General features: G+C 70.0%; 20 protein-coding genes. 12 read left to right on the top strand and 8 right to left on the bottom strand.

What is annotated here, in order from left to right; translation table 11 throughout:
* Positions 1–30: 30 nt before the first annotated feature.
* The 6 genes from J0695_RS19060 to J0695_RS19035 all read left to right on the top strand — a co-directional run bounded on the left by J0695_RS19060 (position 31) and on the right by J0695_RS19035 (position 6,335).
* Positions 31–1,602 carry a sensor histidine kinase gene (locus J0695_RS19060; protein WP_206963296.1) on the top strand — a complete coding sequence of 524 codons (1,572 nt, stop codon included), beginning with the start codon at positions 31–33 and terminating at the stop codon, positions 1,600–1,602.
* Complete coding sequence (locus J0695_RS19055) at positions 1,599–2,312, top strand: response regulator (protein ID WP_206963295.1); 714 nt, start codon at positions 1,599–1,601, stop codon at positions 2,310–2,312. The genes J0695_RS19060 and J0695_RS19055 overlap by 4 nt, the downstream gene beginning before the upstream one ends.
* A 108-nt stretch (positions 2,313–2,420) precedes the next feature.
* Positions 2,421–3,785 carry an extracellular solute-binding protein gene (locus J0695_RS19050; RefSeq protein ID WP_206963294.1) on the top strand — a complete coding sequence of 455 codons (1,365 nt, stop codon included), beginning with the start codon at positions 2,421–2,423 and terminating at the stop codon, positions 3,783–3,785.
* Positions 3,786–3,854: 69 nt separating this feature from the next.
* Positions 3,855–4,724, top strand: coding sequence for a carbohydrate ABC transporter permease (locus J0695_RS19045; RefSeq protein WP_372445793.1), 870 nt, complete (start codon positions 3,855–3,857; stop codon positions 4,722–4,724).
* A gap of 6 nt (positions 4,725–4,730) precedes the next feature.
* Positions 4,731–5,573 carry a carbohydrate ABC transporter permease gene (locus J0695_RS19040; RefSeq protein WP_206963293.1) on the top strand — a complete coding sequence of 281 codons (843 nt, stop codon included), beginning with the start codon at positions 4,731–4,733 and terminating at the stop codon, positions 5,571–5,573.
* A gap of 87 nt (positions 5,574–5,660) precedes the next feature.
* Positions 5,661–6,335: a helix-turn-helix domain-containing protein gene (locus J0695_RS19035; protein WP_307798683.1), complete on the top strand. Its 675-nt coding sequence runs from the start codon at positions 5,661–5,663 to the stop codon at positions 6,333–6,335.
* Between the two features lie 19 nt (positions 6,336–6,354).
* Here J0695_RS19035 and J0695_RS19030 read toward each other — a convergent pair whose 3' ends face one another.
* On the bottom strand, positions 6,355–7,473 hold the full coding sequence (locus J0695_RS19030; RefSeq protein WP_242552875.1) for a hypothetical protein: 1,119 nt from the start codon (positions 7,471–7,473) through the stop codon (positions 6,355–6,357).
* Between the two features lie 132 nt (positions 7,474–7,605).
* Entirely contained in the window at positions 7,606–8,268 is a 663-nt protein-coding gene (locus tag J0695_RS19025; protein ID WP_206963291.1) for a hypothetical protein, read from the bottom strand.
* Positions 8,269–8,435: 167 nt separating this feature from the next.
* Here J0695_RS19025 and J0695_RS19020 point away from each other — a divergent pair, with 167 nt between their 5' ends.
* Positions 8,436–9,425 carry a sensor histidine kinase gene (locus tag J0695_RS19020; protein WP_206963290.1) on the top strand — a complete coding sequence of 330 codons (990 nt, stop codon included), beginning with the start codon at positions 8,436–8,438 and terminating at the stop codon, positions 9,423–9,425.
* Between the two features lie 4 nt (positions 9,426–9,429).
* Positions 9,430–10,083, top strand: coding sequence for a response regulator (locus J0695_RS19015; protein WP_307798682.1), 654 nt, complete (start codon positions 9,430–9,432; stop codon positions 10,081–10,083).
* Positions 10,084–10,140: 57 nt separating this feature from the next.
* Here J0695_RS19015 and J0695_RS19010 read toward each other — a convergent pair whose 3' ends face one another.
* Together J0695_RS19010 and J0695_RS19005 are read right to left on the bottom strand one after the other, a co-directional pair.
* Entirely contained in the window at positions 10,141–11,043 is a 903-nt protein-coding gene (locus tag J0695_RS19010; protein WP_206963288.1) for an NADP-dependent oxidoreductase, read from the bottom strand.
* Between the two features lie 17 nt (positions 11,044–11,060).
* The gene (locus tag J0695_RS19005) at positions 11,061–11,486 is read right to left on the bottom strand and encodes a DUF5997 family protein (protein ID WP_206963287.1); all 426 of its coding nucleotides are present in this window, start codon (positions 11,484–11,486) and stop codon (positions 11,061–11,063) included.
* Between the two features lie 57 nt (positions 11,487–11,543).
* Between J0695_RS19005 and J0695_RS19000 the strand changes: the two genes are divergently transcribed.
* Complete coding sequence (locus tag J0695_RS19000) at positions 11,544–12,320, top strand: LysR family substrate-binding domain-containing protein (RefSeq protein WP_206963286.1); 777 nt, start codon at positions 11,544–11,546, stop codon at positions 12,318–12,320.
* 75 nt (positions 12,321–12,395) lie between these two features.
* On the opposite strand, the gene J0695_RS18995 is transcribed toward J0695_RS19000, so the two are convergent.
* On the bottom strand, positions 12,396–13,421 hold the full coding sequence (locus J0695_RS18995) for an ATP-dependent 6-phosphofructokinase (protein WP_206963285.1): 1,026 nt from the start codon (positions 13,419–13,421) through the stop codon (positions 12,396–12,398).
* A gap of 282 nt (positions 13,422–13,703) precedes the next feature.
* Here J0695_RS18995 and pta point away from each other — a divergent pair, with 282 nt between their 5' ends.
* The 3 genes from pta (at position 13,704) to pyk (ending at position 18,498) form a co-directional block, all read left to right on the top strand.
* Positions 13,704–15,785 (top strand): phosphate acetyltransferase, encoded by a 2,082-nt coding sequence (pta, locus tag J0695_RS18990; RefSeq protein WP_206963284.1) that lies wholly within the window; start codon positions 13,704–13,706, stop codon positions 15,783–15,785.
* Positions 15,782–16,966: an acetate kinase gene (locus J0695_RS18985; protein WP_206963283.1), complete on the top strand. Its 1,185-nt coding sequence runs from the start codon at positions 15,782–15,784 to the stop codon at positions 16,964–16,966. The genes pta and J0695_RS18985 overlap by 4 nt, the downstream gene beginning before the upstream one ends.
* Before the next feature lie 104 nt (positions 16,967–17,070).
* A complete protein-coding gene (pyk, locus tag J0695_RS18980) occupies positions 17,071–18,498 on the top strand; it encodes a pyruvate kinase (protein ID WP_206963282.1) in 1,428 nt (475 codons plus the stop codon).
* Between the two features lie 76 nt (positions 18,499–18,574).
* On the opposite strand, the gene J0695_RS18975 is transcribed toward pyk, so the two are convergent.
* The 3 genes from J0695_RS18975 to J0695_RS18965 all read right to left on the bottom strand — a co-directional run.
* On the bottom strand, positions 18,575–19,012 hold the full coding sequence (locus J0695_RS18975; RefSeq protein WP_206963281.1) for a GNAT family N-acetyltransferase: 438 nt from the start codon (positions 19,010–19,012) through the stop codon (positions 18,575–18,577).
* Positions 19,013–19,036: 24 nt separating this feature from the next.
* Complete coding sequence (locus J0695_RS18970; RefSeq protein WP_206963280.1) at positions 19,037–19,864, bottom strand: carbohydrate ABC transporter permease; 828 nt, start codon at positions 19,862–19,864, stop codon at positions 19,037–19,039.
* Positions 19,861–20,644: carbohydrate ABC transporter permease (locus tag J0695_RS18965; protein ID WP_206963279.1), on the bottom strand; the 784-nt coding region annotated here is incomplete at its 5' end. The genes J0695_RS18970 and J0695_RS18965, both read right to left, overlap by 4 nt.

The following is a 20,644-nucleotide window of genomic DNA, read 5'->3' as shown; positions in this document are numbered from 1 at the left end:
CACCGCTTTTCCGCCAGGCACACTGCTCGCATGCGTATATCCGCCCCCCGACCCCGCTCCCTGGCAGGCCAGCTCTTCGCGATGCAGGTCGTGCTGGTCGCGGTGATCGTCGCGGGCTGCGCACTGTTCAGTTACGTCACCGACAACCGCCAGGCCCAGGACGCCGCCCGCCGCCAGGCCACCGCCGCCGCCCGTGCGGTCGCGCTGTCACCGTCCGTACGGGAGGCGATCCGCGGCCCGGACCCCACTGCCGTCCTCCAGCCGTACGCCGAGCAGGTCCGCACCTCCACCGGCGTCACCTTCGTCACGATCATGGACCGGAACGGCATCCGCTGGTCCCACCCCGACCCGACGGAGATCGGCGCCCGCTATCTCGGCCACATCGCCCCCGCCCTGCGGGGCGAGACGTACGCCGAGACCTACACCGGCACGCTCGGCGCGTCCGTCCGCGTCGTCACCCCGGTCCGCGACGGCACCGGCATCACCGGCCTGGTCAGCGCCGGCATCACCGTCGACCGGATCGACGCGCAGATCCAGCAGCAGGTGGGCGTGCTGCTCTGGTTCGCGGGCGGGGCGCTCGCCCTCGGCGGTCTCGGTACGTACGTCATCAACGCCCGCCTGCGCCGCCACACCCACGGCATGAACGCCGCCGAGCTCAGCCGCATGCACGACTACCACCAGGCCGCGCTGCACGCCGTCCGCGAGGGCCTCCTCATGCTCGACAGCCGGCGCAGGATCGCCCTCATCAACGACGGCGGACGCGAGCTGCTCGGCCTCGGCGCGGACGCGGTCGGCCGCAGCGCCGCCTCCCTCGGGCTGCCCGCGCCGCTCACCGGCGCGCTGCTCGCCACCGAGCCGCGCGTCGACGAGGTGCACCTCACCGCGGACCGGGTGGTGGTCGTCAATACGCGCCCGGTCCGCGGCGGCGAACAGCACGGCACCGTCGTCACCCTCCGCGACCACACCGAACTCCAGGCGCTCAGCGGCGAGTTGGACTCCGAACGCGACTTCACGCAGGCGCTCCGCGCCCAGGCCCACGAGGCCGCCAACCGCCTCCACACGGTCGTCTCGCTGATCGAACTCGACCGCACCGAAGAGGCGGTCGAGTTCGCCACGGCCGAGCTCGAACTCGCCCAGACGCTCACCGACCGTGTCGTGGGCGCGGTCGCCGAACCCGTCCTCGCCGCCCTCCTCCTCGGCAAGGCGGCCCAGGCCAACGAGCGCGGCGTGGAGCTCGTCCTGGCGGAGGAGAGCGAGATCGAGGAGGGGCTGCTGCCGCCGCGCGACCTCGTCACCCTTCTCGGCAACCTCATCGACAACGCGCTGGACTCGGCCCAGGGCAGCGAGGGCGCCCGCGTCACGGTCTCGGTGCGTACGGCCGACGGCGAACTCCTGCTGCGGGTCGCGGACACAGGACCCGGCGTGCCGGACGGGGACGCCGCCGACGTCTTCCGGCTCGGCTGGTCGACGAAGAGCGAGGGCCGGGGTCTGGGTCTCGCCCTCGTACGCCAGACCGCGCATCGCAACGGCGGCCAAGTGACAGTCAGCGGGAGCGAGTTCACGGTGTCGCTCCCCCTCCCGGAAGAGGTACGCCGTCCATGAGCACGCCCATGAGCACGCCCGTCCGCGTCCTCGTCGTCGAGGACGACCCCGTCGCCGCCGACGCCCACACCCTCTACGTCAACCGGGTCCCCGGCTTCACCACCGTCGCCACCACCCACTCGCGCGCCGAGGCCGTCCGCGCCCTGGACCGCGCCACCGCCGACGGCGCCCCCGTCGACCTGCTCCTCCTCGACCTGCACCTGCCCGACGGCCACGGCCTGCACCTGGTCCGCTCGCTGCGCGCCGCCGGCCACTCGGTGGATGTCATCGCGGTCACCTCGGCCCGTGACCTGGCCGTGGTCCGCGAGGGGGTCTCACTCGGTGTCGTCCAGTACGTACTGAAGCCCTTCACCTTCCCCACCCTGCGCGACCGGCTCGTCCGCTACGCCGAGTTCCGCGCCGCGTCCGCGGCCGGCGAGGCCAGCGGCCAGGACGAGGTCGACCGCGCGCTGGCCACCCTGCGCGCACCCCAACCCGCCGTCCTGCCCAAGGGGTTGAGCTCCCCCACCCTGGACGCGGTGATCGGGACGCTGCGCCGGAGCCCCACCGGCACCACCGCCACCGAAGCCGCCGCCACCATCGGCATCTCCCGGATCACCGCCCGCCGTTACCTGGAGCACCTGGTCGACACGGGCCGGGCGGGACGTGCGCCGCAGTACGGACAGATCGGGCGTCCCGAGCTCCAGTACCGCTGGATCAGCGGTCCGTAGCGCAACCGATAACAACGTTGTCATGCACGGGGATTGACCTTGATTTGAAGGCCGCCTTAGGTTCACCGGGCAGCCCACCCAGGCTTTTCGCCAGAGGAGGTCGTGCCCGTGCGCCCCACCGCTCCACTGATCCTCGCCGCCGCAGCCACTGTCCTTGCCGCCGGTTCGCTCACCGCCTGCAGCAGTGGTTCCGGTTCCAGCCCCGACACCGTGAAGATCGCCTACCAGCGCTCCACCAACAACAAAGTGCTGGTCATGGACAACTACCTGGAGGCGGTGAAGAAGGACTTCGAGAAGGCCAACCCCGGCAAGAAGGTCAAGCTGATCCCGATCCAGGCCGACGAGAACGCGTACTACACCAAGATCCAGCAGATGATGCGCTCGTCGAAGACCGCACCCGATCTGGTCTACGAGGACACGTTCCTGATCAACTCCGACATCAAGAGCGGATACCTCGCACCGATCGACAAGTACCTTGCCAAATGGCCGAGTTGGGACCAGTTCCTGCCCACCGCCAAGACCGCGGCGAAGGCGCAGGACGGCAAGACGTACGGGGTGCCTGACGGCACCGACACCCGGGGCATCTGGTTCAACAAGGAGATCTTCAAGAAGGCGGGTCTGCCCGTCGACTGGCAGCCCAAGTCCTGGGCGGAGATCCTCGACGCGGCCCGCACGATCAAGCAGAAGGTGCCCGGCACGATCCCGCTCAACATCTACACCGGCAAGGGTCCTGGCGAGGCCGCGGTGATGCAGGGCTTCGAGATGCTGCTGTACGGAACCGGGACCGACCCCCTCTACGACACCGCGTCCCGCAAGTGGGTCGCGGGCAGCAAGGGCTTCAAGGACTCGCTCGGATTCGTCAACACGGTCTTCTCCGAGAAGCTCGGCCCGCAGCAGTCCGACGCCCTGGACCCGAACGTCGGCACCCAGGTCCAGACGGACTGGCTCCCCAACGGCAAGCTGGCCATCGACATCGACGGCTCCTGGATGGGCAACCAGTGGCTGCCCACGGGCGGCAAGCCCTGGCCCGAATGGTCGACGGTGCTCGGCCAGACCGCGATGCCGACCCAGAACGGCCAGGCGCCGGGCAAGGTCTCGATGTCGGGCGGCTGGATCTACTCCATCCCCGCCAAGTCCAAGAACCAGGACCTGGCCTGGAAGATGATCGAGCAGCTGCAGACCAAAGAGAACGCGGTGAAGTGGACGGTCCAGGGCGCGCAGATCGCGGTGCGCAAGGACGTCGCCGCGGACCCGGGCTACCTCAAGTCCAGCCCCGGCGTGGACTTCTTCACGGGCCTGGTCCAGTACACCCACTACCGCCCCGCTCTCCCCGTCTATCCGCAGATCTCCACGGCGATCGGCGAGGCGATGGAGGCCGTGACCACGGGCGACGCGAAACCTGACGGCGCGGCGAAGACGTACGACGACGCACTGAAGACGATCGCCGGCGACGCAGTCGTCAACAAGGGCTGAGGCGCGGATGCCGCACCCTGCGCGCCCTCCGGCCGGGCGCCCCGCCCCACCCACCCGAGGTGAAGCCTCTTGAGCACTCTGCGCAGGGGCGGCCGGCTCGGCTGGCTGCCCCTGGCCCCGGCCGTCGTCCTGCTCCTCGTCTTCCTGGCCGGCCCCATCGCGTACTGCGTGTACATCGCCTTCACCAACATGCAGCTGACGGGCTCCTCGTCGACGGACTTCGTCGGGTTCGCCAACTTCCGCCGCGCCTTCGCCGACCCGGTCTTCCGCAACGCGGTCTGGCTGACGCTCGTCTTCACGGTCATCTCCTCCCTCATCGGCCAGAACTCCCTGGGCCTGCTCCTCGCGACCCTGATGCGCCGCGCGTCCAAGCCCGTCCGCTCCCTGACCGGCGCCTTCGTGATCGCCGCCTGGGTGCTGCCGGAGATCGTCGCGGCCTTCCTCCTGTACGCCTTCTTCCGCCGCGAGGGCACCCTCAACGCCATCCTGGACTGGCTCCATCTCCCGTCCCAGAACTGGCTCTACACCCTCCCGATCGTCGCCGTCTCCTTCGCGAACGTCTGGCGCGGCACGGCCTTCTCGATGCTGATCTACTCGGCGGCCCTCGCGGAGATCCCGCAGGACATCACCGAAGCGGCAGAGATGGACGGCGCGAGCGGGCTGCGCCGCTTCTGGCACATCACGCTCCCGATGATCCGCCGATCGATCGCCACCAACCTGATGCTCAACACCCTCCAGACCCTCTCGGTCTTCGGTCTGATCTGGGCGATGACCCGGGGCGGCCCGGGAAACCGGAGCGAGACGCTCCCGGTCTTCATGTACGACCAGGCGTTCAACAAGTCCCTGATCGGCTACGGAACGGCGGTCGCGCTTCTCCTCCTGCTGATCAGCTCGCTCTTCTCCGTGGTCTACCTACGCCTGCTGAAGACGGAGGTCTGAGAGACGATGCCCCGCGCCCCGCGCAACCGTCACACCACCGAACGCCTCGCCACCGACGTGGCCCTGCTCGTCCTCGCCGCGGCCTTCGCACTCCCGCTGATCTGGCTGGTCCTGTCCTCGGTCGACCCGGTGGCGGGCCTGCGCGTCCACCTCCCCGAGTCCCCCACGCTCGACAACTTCTCCGGGGTCCTGACGGAGGAGATCACCTTCCGCCCGATGCTCAACAGCCTGATCCTCTGCGGCGGCGCGACGGCCCTCACGGTGGCGGCGTCGGCCCTCGCCGCGTACCCCCTCTCCCGCTACCGCTCCCGCTTCAACCGCCCCTTCCTCCTCACCGTCCTCTTCACCACCTGCCTCCCCATCACCGCGATCATGGTCCCGGTCTACGGCCTCTTCGTGCAGACCAACCTCATCGACACCACGTACGGCACCGCACTCTTCCTCTCCACCTCCCAACTCCCCTTCGGGATCTGGCTGATGAAGAACTTCATGGACGGCGTCCCGATGGTCCTGGAGGAGGCGGCGCGGACGGACGGCGCGACAGGCATGCAGACGCTGACCCGTATCGTGCTCCCCCTGATGGGCCCGGGGGTCACCGTCGTCACGATCTTCAGCTTCATCATGATGTGGGGGAACTTCTTCGTCCCCTTCATGCTCCTGCTGACCCCCGAACAGCTCCCGGCCTCGGTCTCGATCTTCAACTTCTTCGGCAACCGGACGGGTCAGGTGGCCTTCGGCGAGCTGGCGGCGTTCTCGATGATCTACTCGACGCCCGTGGTCCTGCTCTACGTGCTCATCGCACGCCGTCTGGGAAGCGGATTCGCACTCGGCGGCGCGGTGAAGGGCTGACCGCCCCGGCCGTACGTTCCTCCAAAGCCCGAACCCTGTCGGAACGCACCGTAGTCGCACCCCCACTCCCACCCCTACCGTGTGCCCGTGCACCACGAGAGCCCACCCTTCGACGCCCCCGCCGCGCGCCGCCTGCGCGAGGCGCTGGGCATGGCCCCCGGCCATGTCGCCTACGGCCTGCGCGCCCAGTACGGCCTCCAGGTCAACCCGGACACCGTGGCGGCCTGGGAGCGGGGTCTGCTCTTCCCGACCTCCCGCGAACTGACGGCGCTGGCAGGGGTGTTGTGGTGTTCGCTCGCCGATCTGCTGATCACCGCGACAACCCTGCGCGAACACCGGCTGGCGCAGGGGTACGCCCCCGACGACCTGGCCCGCCGGATCGGCATGGAGGTCTCCGCGTACCTCCGCATGGAGGACGCCTCCCGCTGGCGGGGCAACGAACGCCAGTCGGCGGCCCTGGCGGAGGCGCTCGCCCTGACGCCCGCCGCGTTCCTCACGGCGACCGGCCGCGACGAGGAGCTGGCAGACCTGCTGCGCAGCGCGGTGACGACGCGCTGGCAGGCGTACGTACGCCCGGCGGCCAAGCTCCTCGCCCTCCCGCGCCCGCATCTGGAGGACGTCCTGGAACAGCTCCACTCCGACTACCAGGCGCAGATGGTGTCGACGCTGAGCTGGGGCCGGACGTCGTCGACGGCGGGCGACGAGGGCCGGGCGTTTCTGGACGGGATCGTCCCGCGCTTCTGGGAACTGGCGCACGGCTAGGGCGTGTTCCGGGTCCGGATCATGGATGTGCGGTGGCGCAGCCGGGGCGGGTCCGGGCGGAGTAGGAGCGTGCGGCCGCCAGGAGAGCGAACCCCAGGCCGCCGAAGGCCAGTCCACCGAAGGCGGCCAGCCAGAGAGTTCCGGAGACGGTGGCGCCGAGATCCGCGTCGGGTTCGGGGGCCGGCAACGCTCCGAGGGCGGCGAGGGGAGCGTAAATCACCAGGAAGACCCCGTACACCGACAGGCCGAACGCGGTCAGCCACGCCGGGATCAGGGGCAGCAGACGCGGTACACGGCGCCCGGAGAGAACCAGCGTCCAGCGGGGAAACACCTGCCCCCACGGGTACATGAGTCCGGTCAGGAGTAAGAATCCGAGCCCCGCGGCCAGCACGGTGACATCGATGCCCACCTCGGCGAGCGCCTTCGCCGCCGCCGATCCGCCGGAATTCGACTCCTTCCACTTCGCGGCCGTGATGCCGAGCGCGTCACCGCCCAGCGTCCAGACGGTCTTCACGCCGGCCCACGGCAGCATCCCGCACATCAGCAGGTAGGCCGGCCTCCTGGTGCGCCGGGAGGCGGTCGTGGCACCGGGGTGGACGAGCGGGACGTCGTATCCGCCGGTGTGCCGCTGCCCGCAGCGGGGGCATGAGCCGGACTGCCGCCGGCGGTACGACAGGGCGACGAGGACGAGGGCTGCGGTGAGCGCCGTGCTCAGCAGCACATGGGCCAGGCCGGTGGCGCTCTCCAGACCGGAACCGGCCGCCAGGGTGACGAAGTAGGCGGGCAGGCCCGTCGTGCCCATCGCGAACACGGGGACGGTCAGGACGAGCGTGCCCCCCACCGCCATGCGGCCGGGCCGGTCCAGCTGTCGCCCGGTGGCCCGGCAGGCGACACAGGCTGCGATGGCCAGCGCGGCCAGGATCAGCTGGACGACCGGCGAGTAGGAGGTGTGCGGGGTAAAGGGGACCGTGATTCCCGTCGCGGCCCAGGAGACCTCGACCACGGCGTACACCGCGCCACAGATCACGCCGGCGGCAGGCGCCCACTCGGGCCACCGCCGCGACCACCCGGCCCAGCGGGATGCCGGGGCGAGACGCGCTGTCCCCTCATCTGCCTGCGTCGTTACGGGGACAGCCACCGTGACCTCCAGCTTCCGTGATCCTGACGATTCATGCTCTGCCAGGTCCATTTCCGGTCGCATCGGCCCCACGGACCATTGCCCTCCCCCGCGCGGGGGAGAAAGGCCCCTCGGTGGCCCGCACCCTTTCCGTCACTGATTCTCCGGGGGACAGCCGGGCACGGGCGGCTCCTCGACCACTGCTCCCCCGGGGTCCGGCAGTTCGACGGACCGGACGGTGTAACCGCGCCCGGACACATAGGAGTTGAAGGGGGCGGGAGCCGCGTTGTTCTGGGTGCACCGCGCATCGACGACACCCCAGGAGAAGCCCATCCGGTCGAATGCGTGCCCCCGGGGATCGGAGTAGACGCTGAACGACTTCCGGGCGCCCTTCGTGTCGGGCCCGTCGGTGATCGTGCCGGACACGACGGCGACGGGCCCGCCGGTCATCACGTAGTCGACCTTGACCGTTCCCCACCAACCCTCCTTACTGCCGGGGCTCTTGGGATGGAAGTACCGCACGGCCCCGTGCCCGAGATGGGTGAAGGACACCTTCCCGTCGACGACCCGGTAGGGCGCCCCGTACGCGTCGAAGATGAACCGCCGCATCGGGTTGTCAGGATCGGCGCCGAACCTCACCCAGGCGTCACCGCTGACGTGCGCCTCCTTCGGCCCGGGAGCCGCGCCGCCATCCTGCGGGCCGGCCGCCAGCGCGCTGCCGCCCGTCATCAGCAGCGCGCTGCCGGCCACGGCGAGTGCGGTGATCCTGCCGCGGAACTTCCGGACGTCGAGCATGGCCATCTCGGTCTCCTTCATGTGCACGAATGTGGGTGGTGGGTCCGGCGCTTCGGTGTGCCCCAAGCCTCCGCCGGAACCCCCCGCCGCCACCATCGGCCGATCGGGAGATCCCCGCTCCCTGTCCCGCCGCGCCTCTGCCGATCGGCAGAGGGAACCGTGCACACCGCCCGCATAGGCTCAACTCTGTGAGAATCACGGAGCGTTACGCCGCCACGATCGGCCCCGTCACGGCCGCCGCCGGAGCCCTGGTGGCGGCGGGCTCGTTCCTGACGGAGGGCGAGTCGTTGACGCTCGCCGTCTCCGTGGTCGTCCTGCTGGCCCTGCTCGCGGCCACGGTCCGCCACGCGCCGCGCCCGCTCGCGCCGACCCTCACCGCCGGAGCGGCCGTCACCCTGTGGACGCTGCCGCTCCTCCCGTCGGCCTCGCTGGTGGAGCGGGTCGGCCTGGCCGGCTTCTGGCTGATCCCGACGCTTGTCGCCACAGCCGTCGGCGGCTATCCGCGCCTGATGGAGGCCCGCAGGCACCGGGCCGTACGCGAGGCCCGCCATGCCCAGCAGCTGGAACTCGCCCACGACCTGCACGACTTCGTCGCCCACGACATCAGCGGAATAGTGGTCCAGGCACAGGCCGCCCGATACGTGGCCGCCGCCGACCCCGCCGCCGCGGTCGCGGCACTGGAGCGGATCGAGCGCGCGGGCCTGGCCGCCCTGGAGTCGATCGACCGTACGGTACGGATGCTGCACCCGGACCCGGACCCGGCCCACTCCCGCGACGCCCTGCCCGACCTGGCGGAACTGACCTCCCTGGTAACGGAGTTCAGTGCCACGGCCCCGGCCCGCACCCGTATCGACATAGCCCCCGGAGTGTCCGATTCCCTCTCGCGCGAGGCCGCCGCGACAGCCCACCGCATCGCGGCGGAGTCGCTGACCAACATCCGCCGCCACGCCCCGCAGGCCACCACGGTCGACGTCACCCTCGCGCACGCCCAGGACAGCGCCATGGTCGAGCTCCGCATCCGCAACGACGCGGGCGGCGCCCCACTCCCCCGGCGGGACCACGGCGGTCGCGGACTCCTCGCGCTCACCGAACGCGTCCGAGCAGCCGGAGGAACGCTCAAAGCCGGTCGCGATCAGGATGGTTGGCAGGTCACAGCCACCTTCCCCACGGCATCATGATCCGGTGACCACCCGCATCCTGATCGCCGACGACCAAGAGGACATACGCCACGGTTTCCGGCTCATCCTCGATTCCCAGCCCGACATGACGGTCGTAGGAGAGGCCGCCGACGGTTCGACCGCGGTCGATCTCGCCCGCGACCTCCGCCCCGACCTCGTCCTCACAGACATCCGGATGCCGCGTATGGACGGCCTGGAGGTGACGCGCCTGCTCGCGGGCCCCGAGGCCGAACACCCCACCCGGGTCGTGGTCGTCACCACCTTCGACCTGGACGAGTACGTGCACACGGCCCTGCGCAGCGGCGCCTGCGGATTCCTGCTGAAGCGCTCGGGCCCCGGACTGCTGATCGAGGGCGTACGGGCAGCCATGGCCGGGGACACCCTGATCAGCCCGCAGATCACGGTGCGCCTGCTCAGCCGGCTGGCCGACCGCCAGGACCGGATTCCGCCGGCCGACCCGCTCACCGCCCGCGAACGCGAGATCGCCCGCCTGGTGGCGCGCGGCCTGACCAACGCGGAGATCGGAACGGAACTCTTCATCTCACCGGGAACGGCAAAGACCCACATCGCCAACGTCCAGGCGAAACTGGCGGTGCGCAACAGGGTGGGGATCGCGGCCTGGGCCTGGGAGACGGGCCTGGCTTCACCCCGCCCATAACCGCGACGGGACAAGGCCGCCGCCGTCCCCGGCCAGGACTCGCGGCCTCGTCAGTCGTCAGCCGACCAGCAGGACGAGCTTCCCTCGCACGTGACCGTCCTCGCCGGCGCGGTGCGCCTCCGCGATGTCCGCGAGGGGGAAGGTCCCCGCGACCGGGAGCGAGAAGCGCCCGGCTTCGATCAGCTCGCCGATCTGGCCCAGTACGTGGAGCGCGCGGCCGGCGTCCCCACGGCTGAAGCGCACCCCGTGTTCCTGCGCGCCGGGGAAGTCGGCGACCGTCACGACGTGCTCCGGACCGTGCGCGAGCCCGATGAGCTCGGGCAGTACTCCGCTCCCTGCGACGTCGAGCGCCGTGTCGACACCGTCGGGCGCCAGCTCGCGGACCCGCTCGACGAGACCCTCGCCGTACGCGACGGGCTCGGCGCCCAGCGAGCGCAGATACGCGTGGTTCGCGGGACTGGCGGTGCCGATCACGCGCACGCCCCGCACCACGGCGAGCTGAACCGCGGCGCTGCCGACGCTCCCGGAGGCGCCGTTGACGAGGAGCGTGCTGCCGCTCACGACGCCGAGCTGGTCGAGTGCGCGCGTGGCCGTCTCGATGGCGGCCGGCAGAGCGGCGGCGCCGGGGAAGTCGAGCGAGGGCGGGACCGGCGCGTAGTGGGCCAGCACCGCCAACTCGGCCTGGGCCCCCTCCTCGGGGCAGAAGCCGAACACGCGATCACCGACAGCCACGTCCGTGACGCCCTCGCCGAGCTCGTCGACGACGCCCGCGGCCTCGTAACCCAGGGCCTGCGGGAGTTCCTCGTCCATGAGCCCCTGGCGCTTCTTCCAGTCGCTCGGGTTGACGCCGGCCGCGCGCACCACGATGCGTACCTGGCCGGGACCCGGGTGCGGATCGGGGAGATCCACGATCTCCAGGACCTCCGGGCCGCCGAACGTGCTGAAACGGGCTGCCTTCATGATTCGCTCCGGTGCGATCAGCTGTCCTGGTCGGTGCGCTCCGCGTCCTTCGCCGCATCCTTCGCCGCCTTCTCGGCGTGCAGCTCCTTGATACGGGCCGTCTCCTTGCGTACATCCACCTGAGTGGCTCGCTCCGCCTTCAGCCACTCCGGCGCCTCCGCCTTCAGCGCCTCGATCTGCTCCGTGGTGAGCGCGTCGGCGACTCCGCCGCGGGCCAGGCCCGAGATCGAGATGCCGAGCTTGGCCGCGACGACCGGGCGCGGGTGCGGACCGTTGGCGCGCAGGTCCGTCAGCCACTGGGGCGGGTCGGTCTGCAGCGTGCTCAGCTCGGTGCGCGAGACGACACCCTCCTGGAACTCGGCGGGGGTGGCCTCAAGGAACACACCCAGCTTCTTTGCCGCCGTGGCGGGCTTCATGGTCTGGGTGCTCTGGTGCGACGTCATGCCTCCAGGGTATCGAGCATGTGCACTACCGCCGACCACGGCCGGTAACCTGGCCGGGTGACAGGCTCGGAAGCATCTCCTCCCTCTCCCCCCTCGTTCCGGCTCGCGTACGTCCCCGGGGTGACCCCCACCAAGTGGGTGCGGATCTGGAAGGAGCGGCTGGCCGACGTCCCTCTGACCCTTTCCCAGGTGCCCCCCGCCGAGGTGCCGGGGCTGCTGCGGGAGCTCGGGGCGGACGCCGGTTTCGTACGGCTGCCGATCGACCGTACGGATCTGAGCGCGATCCCCCTGTACGCCGAGACGACCGTCGTCGTGATCGCCAAGGACCACGCGATCGCCGCCGTGGAAGAGGTCTCCGCGGAGGATCTGGCCGACGAGATCGTGCTGCACCCCCTCGACGACATCCTCGACTGGGACGGCGGGCGGCTGCCGGGGCAGCCCGCGAACGAGCGCCCGGCCACGACGGCCGACGCGATCGAGCTCGTGGCGGCGGGGGTGGGTGTGCTCCTCGTACCGCAGTCGCTCGCCCGTCTGCACCACCGCAAGGACCTCACATACCGGCCGGTGACCGGCGAGGGCATCCCCGAGTCGCGCATCGCGCTGGCGTGGCGGGAGGAGGAGACGACCGACCTGGTGGAGGAGTTCATCGGGATCGTGCGGGGCCGGACCGTCAACAGTTCGCGGGGCCGTGGAACGCCCCCCGAGCCGAAGACCAAGCGTGCCGAGAAGGCGAGGAAGCCCGCCCCCAAGAAGGCGGCGGGCCGGAACCCCCGGAGCGGGTCCGGCGGCCCCAAGGGCGCCAAGACCGCCAAGCGGGGCAAGCCCCGCCGGTAGTCGGGGCTGCCCGGTCGTGCAGGACTCGGGAAGGTCGGCGACCCGACTCGTGACCCAGGTCCCGCACAGCACGGGTCAGAAGACCGACTCGGCCTCGTACATCCGCTCATCAGGAACGGTCTTCAGCTCCGTCACCGCCTCCGCCAGCGGCACCATCGTGATGTCGGTCCCGCGCAGCGCGGTCATGTTCCCGAAGTCCTGGCGGTGCGCCGCCTCCACCGCGTGCCACCCGAAGCGCGTCGCGAGCACCCGGTCGTACGCCGTCGGGGTGCCGCCGCGCTGTACGTGGCCGAGGATGACGGGCCGCGCCTCCTTGCCGAGCCTGGTCTCCAGCTCTATGGCCAGCCGCGTCCCGATCCCGGTGAAGCGCTCATGGCCGAACTGGTCGACCAGGCCCTTCTCGTACGGCATCGAGCCCTCGGCCGGACGTGCGCCTTCAGCGACGCAGATCACCGCGAACTTCTTGCCCCGCGCGAACCGCTCCTCGACCATCTTGACCAGCGAGTCGACCTCGAAGGGCCGCTCGGGCAGGCAGATGCCGTGCGCGCCGCCCGCCATCCCCGACTCCAGCGCGATCCAGCCCGCGTGGCGGCCCATGACCTCGACGACCATCACCCGTTGGTGCGACTCGGCGGTCGTCTTCAGCCGGTCGATGGCCTCCGTCGCGACGCCCACGGCCGTGTCGAACCCGAAGGTGCGGTCCGTGCCCGAGATGTCGTTGTCGATGGTCTTCGGTACGCCGACCACCGGCATCCCCGCGTCGGAGAGCATCCGGGCCGCGGTGAGCGTGCCCTCGCCGCCGATCGGGATGAGGGCGTCGATGCCGTAGCGCTCCGTCAGCTCGCCGCAGTTCTCGGCGGCCTCGCGCAGCCGGTCGCGCTCCAGTCTGGCCGAGCCGAGGATCGTGCCGCCGCGGGCGAGGATGCCGCTCACGTTGTTGAGGTCGAGGGGGCGGTAGTGGCCGTCGAGCAGCCCCTTGAAGCCGTCCTCGAAGCCGATGACCTCGTCGCCGTGCCCGACCAGGGCCCGGTGCACGACCGACCGGATGACTGCGTTGAGGCCTGGGCAGTCGCCGCCTGCGGTGAGAACTCCGATGCGCATCGTGCTGTGTCTCCTGCTCCTGCTGGTACATGTGAGCCGTGTCCGATTGTTCCACGCATGTGCACGGCTCCGCGCTCCCAGCCGCGGCGCACAGGGCCTTGGGACCCTTGCGGGGGGCCGTAAGTCCCGCCGTTTCCCGGCGGGCGACGTAGTCACGCGCGGGGGTATTGTCAAGAGGGCATGACCACCCTAAACAGGGCATTTGCGCCGGATAGAGCCGGATGAAGCAGATAGAAGCGCCCGAACAGCCATATACGAGGACTACCAGGACGGAGAGCACGCGTGACGCGCAGCGTGTACGTGACCGGGATCGACCGGGGAGACGGCCGGCAGGTCATTGAGCTGGGAGTCATGGAGCTCCTCACCCGTCAGGTGGACCGGGTGGGCGTCTTCCGCCCGCTCGTGCACGACGGCCCCGACCGCCTCTTCGACCTGCTGCGCTCCCGCTACCGGCTGTCCCAGGCCCCGGCCACGGTCTACGGCCTGGACTACCACGAGGCCTCCACGATCCAGGCCGAGCAGGGCACGGACGAACTGGTCTCGCGCCTGGTGGACCGCTTCCACACGGTGGCACGCGAGTACGAGGTGGTGCTCGTCCTCGGTACGGACTTCGCCGGCACCCAGCTCCCCGACGAACTGGCGATCAACGCGCGTCTGGCGAACGAGTTCGGCGCGTCGGTGATCCCGGTGGTCGGCGGCAAGGGCCAGACCGCCGAGTCCGTACGGGCCGAGACGCGCAACGCCTACCGCGCGTACGAGGCCCTGGGCTGCGACGTCATCACCATGGTCGCCAACCGGGTCGCCCCCGAGCACCGCGACGAGATCGCCGAGCGCCTGGAGGCCCGCCTCCCGGTGCCCTGCGCGGTGCTCCCCGACGAGCCGGCCCTCTCCGCCCCGACCGTCGCCCAGATCAACCACGCACTCGGCGGAACGGTCCTGCTCGGCGACGAGGCGGGCCTGGCCCGTGACGCGCTGGACTTCGTCTTCGGCGGCGCGATGCTCCCGAACTTCCTCAACGCCCTGACCCCCGGCTGCCTGGTCGTCACCCCCGGCGACCGCGCCGACCTGGTCGTCGGCTCGCTCGCCGCGCACAGCGCGGGCACCCCGCCGATCGCGGGCGTCCTCCTGACGCTCGACGAGCGCCCCGGCGAGGCCATCCTCAAGCTCGCCGACCGCCTCGCCCCCGGCACCCCCGTCATAGCGGTCGCCGGCGGTTCCTTCCCCACCGCGGCCGAACTCTTCGCGCTGGAGGGGAAGCTGAACGCCGCGACCCCCCGCAAGGCGGAGACGGCGCTGGGCCTCTTCGAGCGGTACGTGGACACGGCCGACCTCCTCGGCCGCCTCGCGGTGGCCCGCAGCAGCCGCGTCACGCCGATGATGTTCGAGCACGAACTCCTGGAGACGGCCCGCGCGAACAAGCGCCGCGTCGTCCTCCCCGAGGGCACCGAGGACCGCGTCCTGCGCGCCGCCGACGTCCTGCTGCGCCGCGGCGTCTGCGACATCACGCTGCTCGGCGACATCGACGCCGTACGCAAGAAGGCCGCCGACCTGGGCATCGACCTGACCGCGGCGGACATCATCGACCCGCAGACCTCCGGGCTCCGCCAGCGCTTCGCCGAGGTCTACTCCCAGCTCCGCGCCCACAAGGGCGTCACGGTCGAGCTGGCGTACGACGTCGTCGCCGATGTCTCCTACTTCGGCACGCTGATGGTCCAGGAGGGCCTGGCCGACGGCATGGTCTCGGGCGCGGTGCACTCCACCGCTGCGACCATCCGCCCCGCCTTCGAGATCATCAAGACGAAGCCGGACGCACGGATCGTCAGCTCCGTCTTCTTCATGTGCCTGGCCGACAAGGTCCTCGTGTACGGGGACTGCGCGGTCAACCCGGACCCGAACGCGGAGCAGCTCGCGGACATCGCTGTCCAGGCGGCGGCCACCGCGGCCCAGTTCGGTGTCGACCCCCGGATCGCGATGCTCTCGTACTCCACCGGCACCTCGGGTTCCGGCGCGGACGTCGACAAGGTGCGCCAGGCAACGGAGATCGTGCGCGCGGCCCGTCCGGATCTTCTGATCGAGGGCCCGATCCAGTACGACGCGGCGGTCGAGCCCTCCGTCGCGGCCACCAAGATGCCGGAGTCGGAGGTCGCCGGCCAGGCCAGCGTGCTGATCTTCCCCGACCTCAACACCGGCAACAACACCTACAAGGCCGTGCAGCGCTCGGCCGGCGCGGTCGCGGTCGGCCCGGTCCTCCAGGGGCTGCGCAAGCCGGTCAACGACCTCTCGCGGGGCGCGCTCGTCCAGGACATCGTCAACACGGTCGCGATCACCGCGATCCAGGCCCAGGGCCAGGAGGCCACCGCATGACAGCCACCCGGATCCTTGTCCTCAACTCGGGCTCGTCGTCCGTCAAGTACCAGCTCATCGACATGGCGGACGGCTCGCGTCTGGCCACCGGTCTGGTCGAGCGGATCGGCGAGGAGACCTCGCGCGTCAAGCACGGCGACCGCGAGACTTCGGGCCCGATCCCCGACCACGAGGCGGCCCTGCGGGCAGTCGCGGAGGAGCTCGACACCGACGGTCTCGGTCTTGACTCCCCTGAACTCGCGGCGGTCGGCCACCGTGTCGTCCACGGCGGCCTCAGGTTCACGGCGCCCACCGTGGTCGACGACGAGGTGCTGGAGGAGATCGAGCGCCTGGTGCCGGTCGCCCCGCTGCACAACCCGGCGAACATCACCGGCATCCGTATCGCGCGGGCGCTGCGCCCCGACCTCCCCCAGGTCGCCGTCTTCGACACCGCGTTCCACACCACGATGCCGGAGTACGCGGCCCGCTACGCCATCGACGTGGAGACCGCCGACGCGCACCGCATCCGCCGTTACGGCTTCCACGGCACGTCGCACGCCTATGTGTCGCGCGAGACGGCGAAGCTGCTCGGAAAGACGCCGGAGGAGGTCAATGTCATCGTGCTGCACCTCGGCAACGGCGCCTCGGCCTCGGCGGTGCGCGGCGGAGTGTGCGTCGACACCTCGATGGGGCTGACTCCGCTGGAGGGCCTCGTGATGGGTACGCGGTCCGGGGACATCGACCCTGCCGTGGTCTTCCATCTCTCCCGGGTGGCCGGCATGTCCGTGGACGAGATCGACGAACTGCTCAACAAGAAGAGCGGAATGGTCGGCCTCTGCGGCGACAACGACATGCGCGAGGTGGTGCGCCGGGCGGTCGAGGGCGACGGGGCCGCCCAGCTCGCCTTCGGCGTCTACGTCCACCGCCTCAAGAAATACATCGGCGCTTACTCGGCCGTTCTCGGCCGGGTCGACGCGGTGGCCTTCACTGCGGGCGTCGGCGAGAACTCGGCGCCGGTGAGGGAAGCCGCGATCGGCGGACTTGAGGAGATGGGGTACGCGGTCGACGCCGATCTCAATTCCGTGCGATCCGACGAACCGCGCCTGATTTCACCGGATTACGCGCGAGTAGCCGTGGCCGTCGTTCCCACAGACGAAGAACTGGAAATTGCTCAGCAGGTTTACGCCCTGGTTCGTGCCTGATTCGTAACGCCGCATCCGGCTGACACCTGAGCACAACCCCGCCCATTTGTACTTTCCACCAGACGGAATATTCCGCAGCGAAACAAACCGATAGGATCCGCCTTATGCGCCGTTCCAAAATCGTCTGCACCCTGGGTCCCGCCGTCGACTCTCACGAGCAGCTCGTCTCGTTGATCGAGGCCGGCATGAGCGTGGCCCGCTTCAACTTCAGCCACGGTACCCACGAGGAGCACCAGGGCCGTTACGACCGCGTCCGCGCGGCCGCCACCGAGACGGGCCGTGCGGTGGGCGTGCTCGCCGACCTCCAGGGCCCCAAGATCCGTCTGGCGAAGTTCGCCGAGGGTCCCGTCGAGCTCGTCCGTGGCGACGAATTCACCATCACCGCCGAGGACGTCCCCGGCGACAAGTCGATCTGCGGCACGACCTACAAGGGTCTGCCCGGCGACGTCTCCAAGGGCGACCCGATCCTGATCAACGACGGCAACGTCGAGCTCAAGGTCGTCTCGGTCGAGGGCCCGCGGGTCAAGACGATCGTCATCGAGGGCGGTGTCATCTCCGACCACAAGGGCATCAACCTGCCCGGCGCGGCGGTGAACGTCCCCGCCCTGTCCGAGAAGGACATCGAGGACCTGCGGTTCGCGCTGAAGATGGGCTGCGACATGGTCGCCCTGTCCTTCGTGCGCGACGCCGACGACGTCAAGGACGTCCACAAGGTGATGGACGAGGAGGGCCGCAGGGTCCCCGTCATCGCCAAGGTCGAGAAGCCGCAGGCCGTCGCCAACATGGAGGGCGTCGTCATGGCGTTCGACGCCGTGATGGTGGCCCGTGGCGACCTGGCCGTCGAGTACCCCCTCGAAAAGGTCCCGATGGTGCAGAAGCGCCTCATCGAGCTCTGCCGCCGCAACGCCAAGCCGGTGATCGTCGCGACCCAGATGATGGAGTCGATGATCACCAACTCCCGCCCCACGCGCGCCGAGGCCTCGGATGTGGCCAACGCGATCCTGGACGGCGCGGACGCGGTCATGCTCTCCGCGGAGTCCTCGGTCGGTGCGTACCCGATCGAGACGGTCAAGACGATGTCCCGCATCGTCGAGGCGGCCGAGGAGGAGCTCCTCTCCAAGGGCCTGCAGCCGCTGGTCCCCGGCAAGAAGCCGCGCACCCAGGGCGGTTCGGTCGCCCGTGCGGCCTGCGAGATCGCGGACTTCCTGGACGCGAAGGCCCTGGTCGCCTTCACCGAGTCCGGTGACACCGCCCGCCGTCTTTCGCGCTACCGCACCTGCCAGCCGATCCTGGCCTTCACGACCTCCGAGTCCACCCGCAGTCAGCTCGCACTGAGCTGGGGCGTCGAGACGCACGTCGTCGGCCAGGTGGACTCCACGGACGCGATGGTCGACCTGGTCGACGGCGAACTGCTGAAGCTCCAGCGCTACAGCAACGGCGACACCATGATCATCACGGCCGGTTCGCCCCCCGGCGTCCCCGGCACCACGAACATGGTCCGGGTGCACCACCTGGGCGGCGAGAGCGCCTAGTCACGCGCCGGTACGTCAGCAGCAACGCCGGTGGGCGGCACCCCAGTTGTCACGGGGTGCCGCCCACCGGCACATCTCAGACCGGCTGCCGCACCATGAAGACGTCCACGGGGTCCTCCGACTCCAGGACGAACCCGTGCCGCTCGTAGAGCCGCCGGGCCCCGCTCCCCCGCAGCACATTGAGCCGCACCGGCACCCGGTCCCCGTCGGCCCGCTCCAGCAGCGCACCGAGGATGCCCGCCCCGATGCCACGCCCCTGGAGCCGGGGCGCGAGATAGAAGTGCTCAAGGACCAGCCCGTCGCGTTCGGGCCGCAGGGTCACACAGCCCGCGAACTCCCCCTCGGTCTCGATCACCGAGGTGTACGCCGCCGAGAACCCGTCCCGCAGCCGCTGCCGCACCCGTTCCTCGTCGTACCGCCCGAGCCGCTCCAGGTCGGGGCGCATGACCACGGCCCGCAGCTCGGCGATCGCCTCGACGTCGGCCGTCCCCGCGGCACGCAGCTCCCACTTCATGGGCGCAGTATGCCAAAGGCATGATCAGCCCTTGACCGCGCCCGCCGCCAGACCGGATGCCAGACGGCGCTGGACGATCACGAAGAAGATCAGCACCGGCACGGTCACCAGGGTGGAGCTGGCCATGACCGGGCCCCAGGACGTCGAGTTCTCACCGAAGAACTGGTAGATGCCCACCGCTGCGGTGTACTTGTCGGCGCCCTTCATGAAGGTGTACGCGAAGACGAACTCGTTCCACGCGGTGATGAAGGCGAAGACGCTCGTCGCTACGAGGCCGGGGGCCACCAGCGGGAGCAGGACGGACCAGAACATCCGCGGCCAGGAGCAGCCGTCGATGTACGCCGCCTCCTCGACCTCCTTGGGAACGGTCTGCACGAAGCCGCGCAGGGTCCAGATCGCGAAGGGCAGCGAAAGGGCGATGTAGACGATGGTCAGGCCGAGGAGGCTGTCGAGCAGGTCGTAGTCCCGCATCTGGAGGTAGAGCGGGATGACCAGCGCCTCCAGCGGGACCATCTGCACGATCAGCACCATCACGAGGACCGAGGTGCGGAAGCGGAACTTGAAGCGGGCGACCGCGACGGCCGCGAGGAGGGAGAGGACTCCGGCGGCCAGGATCGTACCGAGGCCGACGATGGCCGAATTGAGTAGGTACGTACCGAAGTTGCCCTGCTCGAAGACGAAGTTGAAGTGCTCGAAGCTGATCCCGCTGGGCAGGACGTCGGCGCCGCGGGTGACCGCCTTGGGGTCGAGTGCGGTGGAGACCATCCAGTAGACGGGGAAGAGCGTGAAGACCAGCAGGGCGGCGACGGCCGAGCCGAGGCCTATGCGGGACGCGGTCGATGGACGGCTCACAGGTCCTCCTCCCCCTGCTTGAAGAGGGTGCGGATGTACACGACGGTGATGGCGAGGAGGAGCACGGTCAGCAGGATGGCGGCGGCCGATCCTGTGCCGTAGTCGTTCTGGGCGAAGGCCTGGTTGTACGAGAAGACGCCCAGGTTGTAGACGTCCTCGTTGGAGCCGCTGCCGCCGGGCATGATGTAGATCTGCGTGAAGACCTTGAAGTCCCAGATGGTCGACAGGATGGTCACCACGAGGAAGACCGGCTTGATGGTCGGGACGGTGATGTTCCAGAAGCGCTGCCAGGCGCTCGCGCCGTCCAGCATCCCGGCCTCGTACAGCTCCTTGGGAATGGTCAGGAGTCCGGCGAAGACGGTGATCGCGACGAACGGGAAGCCGTGGTGGACCACGTTCAGGGTGGCGATCGCGTAGAACGGCAGCCGCTCGGTGAACCAGTTGGTGGTCTCCGGGTCGATCAGGCCGAGCCCTCCGGCGATCTTGCTGAACATGCCGTCCTCCGGCTGGAAGAGCCAGATCCAGACGTACGTCCCTGTGACGGCCGGCATCGCCCAGGCGGCCATGATCGCGGTGGAGCAGATGAACCGCCACACCGTGCCGAGCCGGTTGAGCAGCAGCGCGACCAGGGTGCCGAGCACGACGGTCAGTCCGACGCAGGCGACGGCGAAGAAGACCGTGTTGGGCAGGACCGTCTTCCACAGCAGGGGGCTGGAGAGCAGGTCCTTGTAGTGGTCGAAGCCGGTCCAGGTGCCGACGCCGCCGCCGAACTTCACCTCG

Origin of the sequence: Streptomyces beijiangensis, from assembly GCF_017315755.1 — a bacterium.
In the GTDB taxonomy this organism is placed as follows: Bacteria; Actinomycetota; Actinomycetes; order Streptomycetales; family Streptomycetaceae; genus Streptomyces; species Streptomyces beijiangensis.
Note: the sequence above shows the minus strand (reverse complement) of the source record. Positions and strands in the feature narration are given on the sequence as shown.

What these genes read in the sequence shown, in the direction of transcription:
- J0695_RS18975 (WP_206963281.1), bottom strand. Translation starts at nt 19,012, where the DNA reads ATGAAGTGGGAGCTGCGTGCCGCGGGGACGGCCGACGTCGAGGCGATC.
- J0695_RS19040 (WP_206963293.1), top strand. Translation starts at nt 4,731, where the DNA reads ATGCCCCGCGCCCCGCGCAACCGTCACACCACCGAACGCCTCGCCACC.
- J0695_RS18985 (WP_206963283.1), top strand. Translation starts at nt 15,782, where the DNA reads ATGACAGCCACCCGGATCCTTGTCCTCAACTCGGGCTCGTCGTCCGTC.
- J0695_RS19055 (WP_206963295.1), top strand. Translation starts at nt 1,599, where the DNA reads ATGAGCACGCCCATGAGCACGCCCGTCCGCGTCCTCGTCGTCGAGGAC.
- J0695_RS19005 (WP_206963287.1), bottom strand. Translation starts at nt 11,486, where the DNA reads ATGACGTCGCACCAGAGCACCCAGACCATGAAGCCCGCCACGGCGGCA.
- J0695_RS19010 (WP_206963288.1), bottom strand. Translation starts at nt 11,043, where the DNA reads ATGAAGGCAGCCCGTTTCAGCACGTTCGGCGGCCCGGAGGTCCTGGAG.
- J0695_RS19060 (WP_206963296.1), top strand. Translation starts at nt 31, where the DNA reads ATGCGTATATCCGCCCCCCGACCCCGCTCCCTGGCAGGCCAGCTCTTC.
- pyk (WP_206963282.1), top strand. Translation starts at nt 17,071, where the DNA reads ATGCGCCGTTCCAAAATCGTCTGCACCCTGGGTCCCGCCGTCGACTCT.
- J0695_RS19025 (WP_206963291.1), bottom strand. Translation starts at nt 8,268, where the DNA reads ATGAAGGAGACCGAGATGGCCATGCTCGACGTCCGGAAGTTCCGCGGC.
- J0695_RS18995 (WP_206963285.1), bottom strand. Translation starts at nt 13,421, where the DNA reads ATGCGCATCGGAGTTCTCACCGCAGGCGGCGACTGCCCAGGCCTCAAC.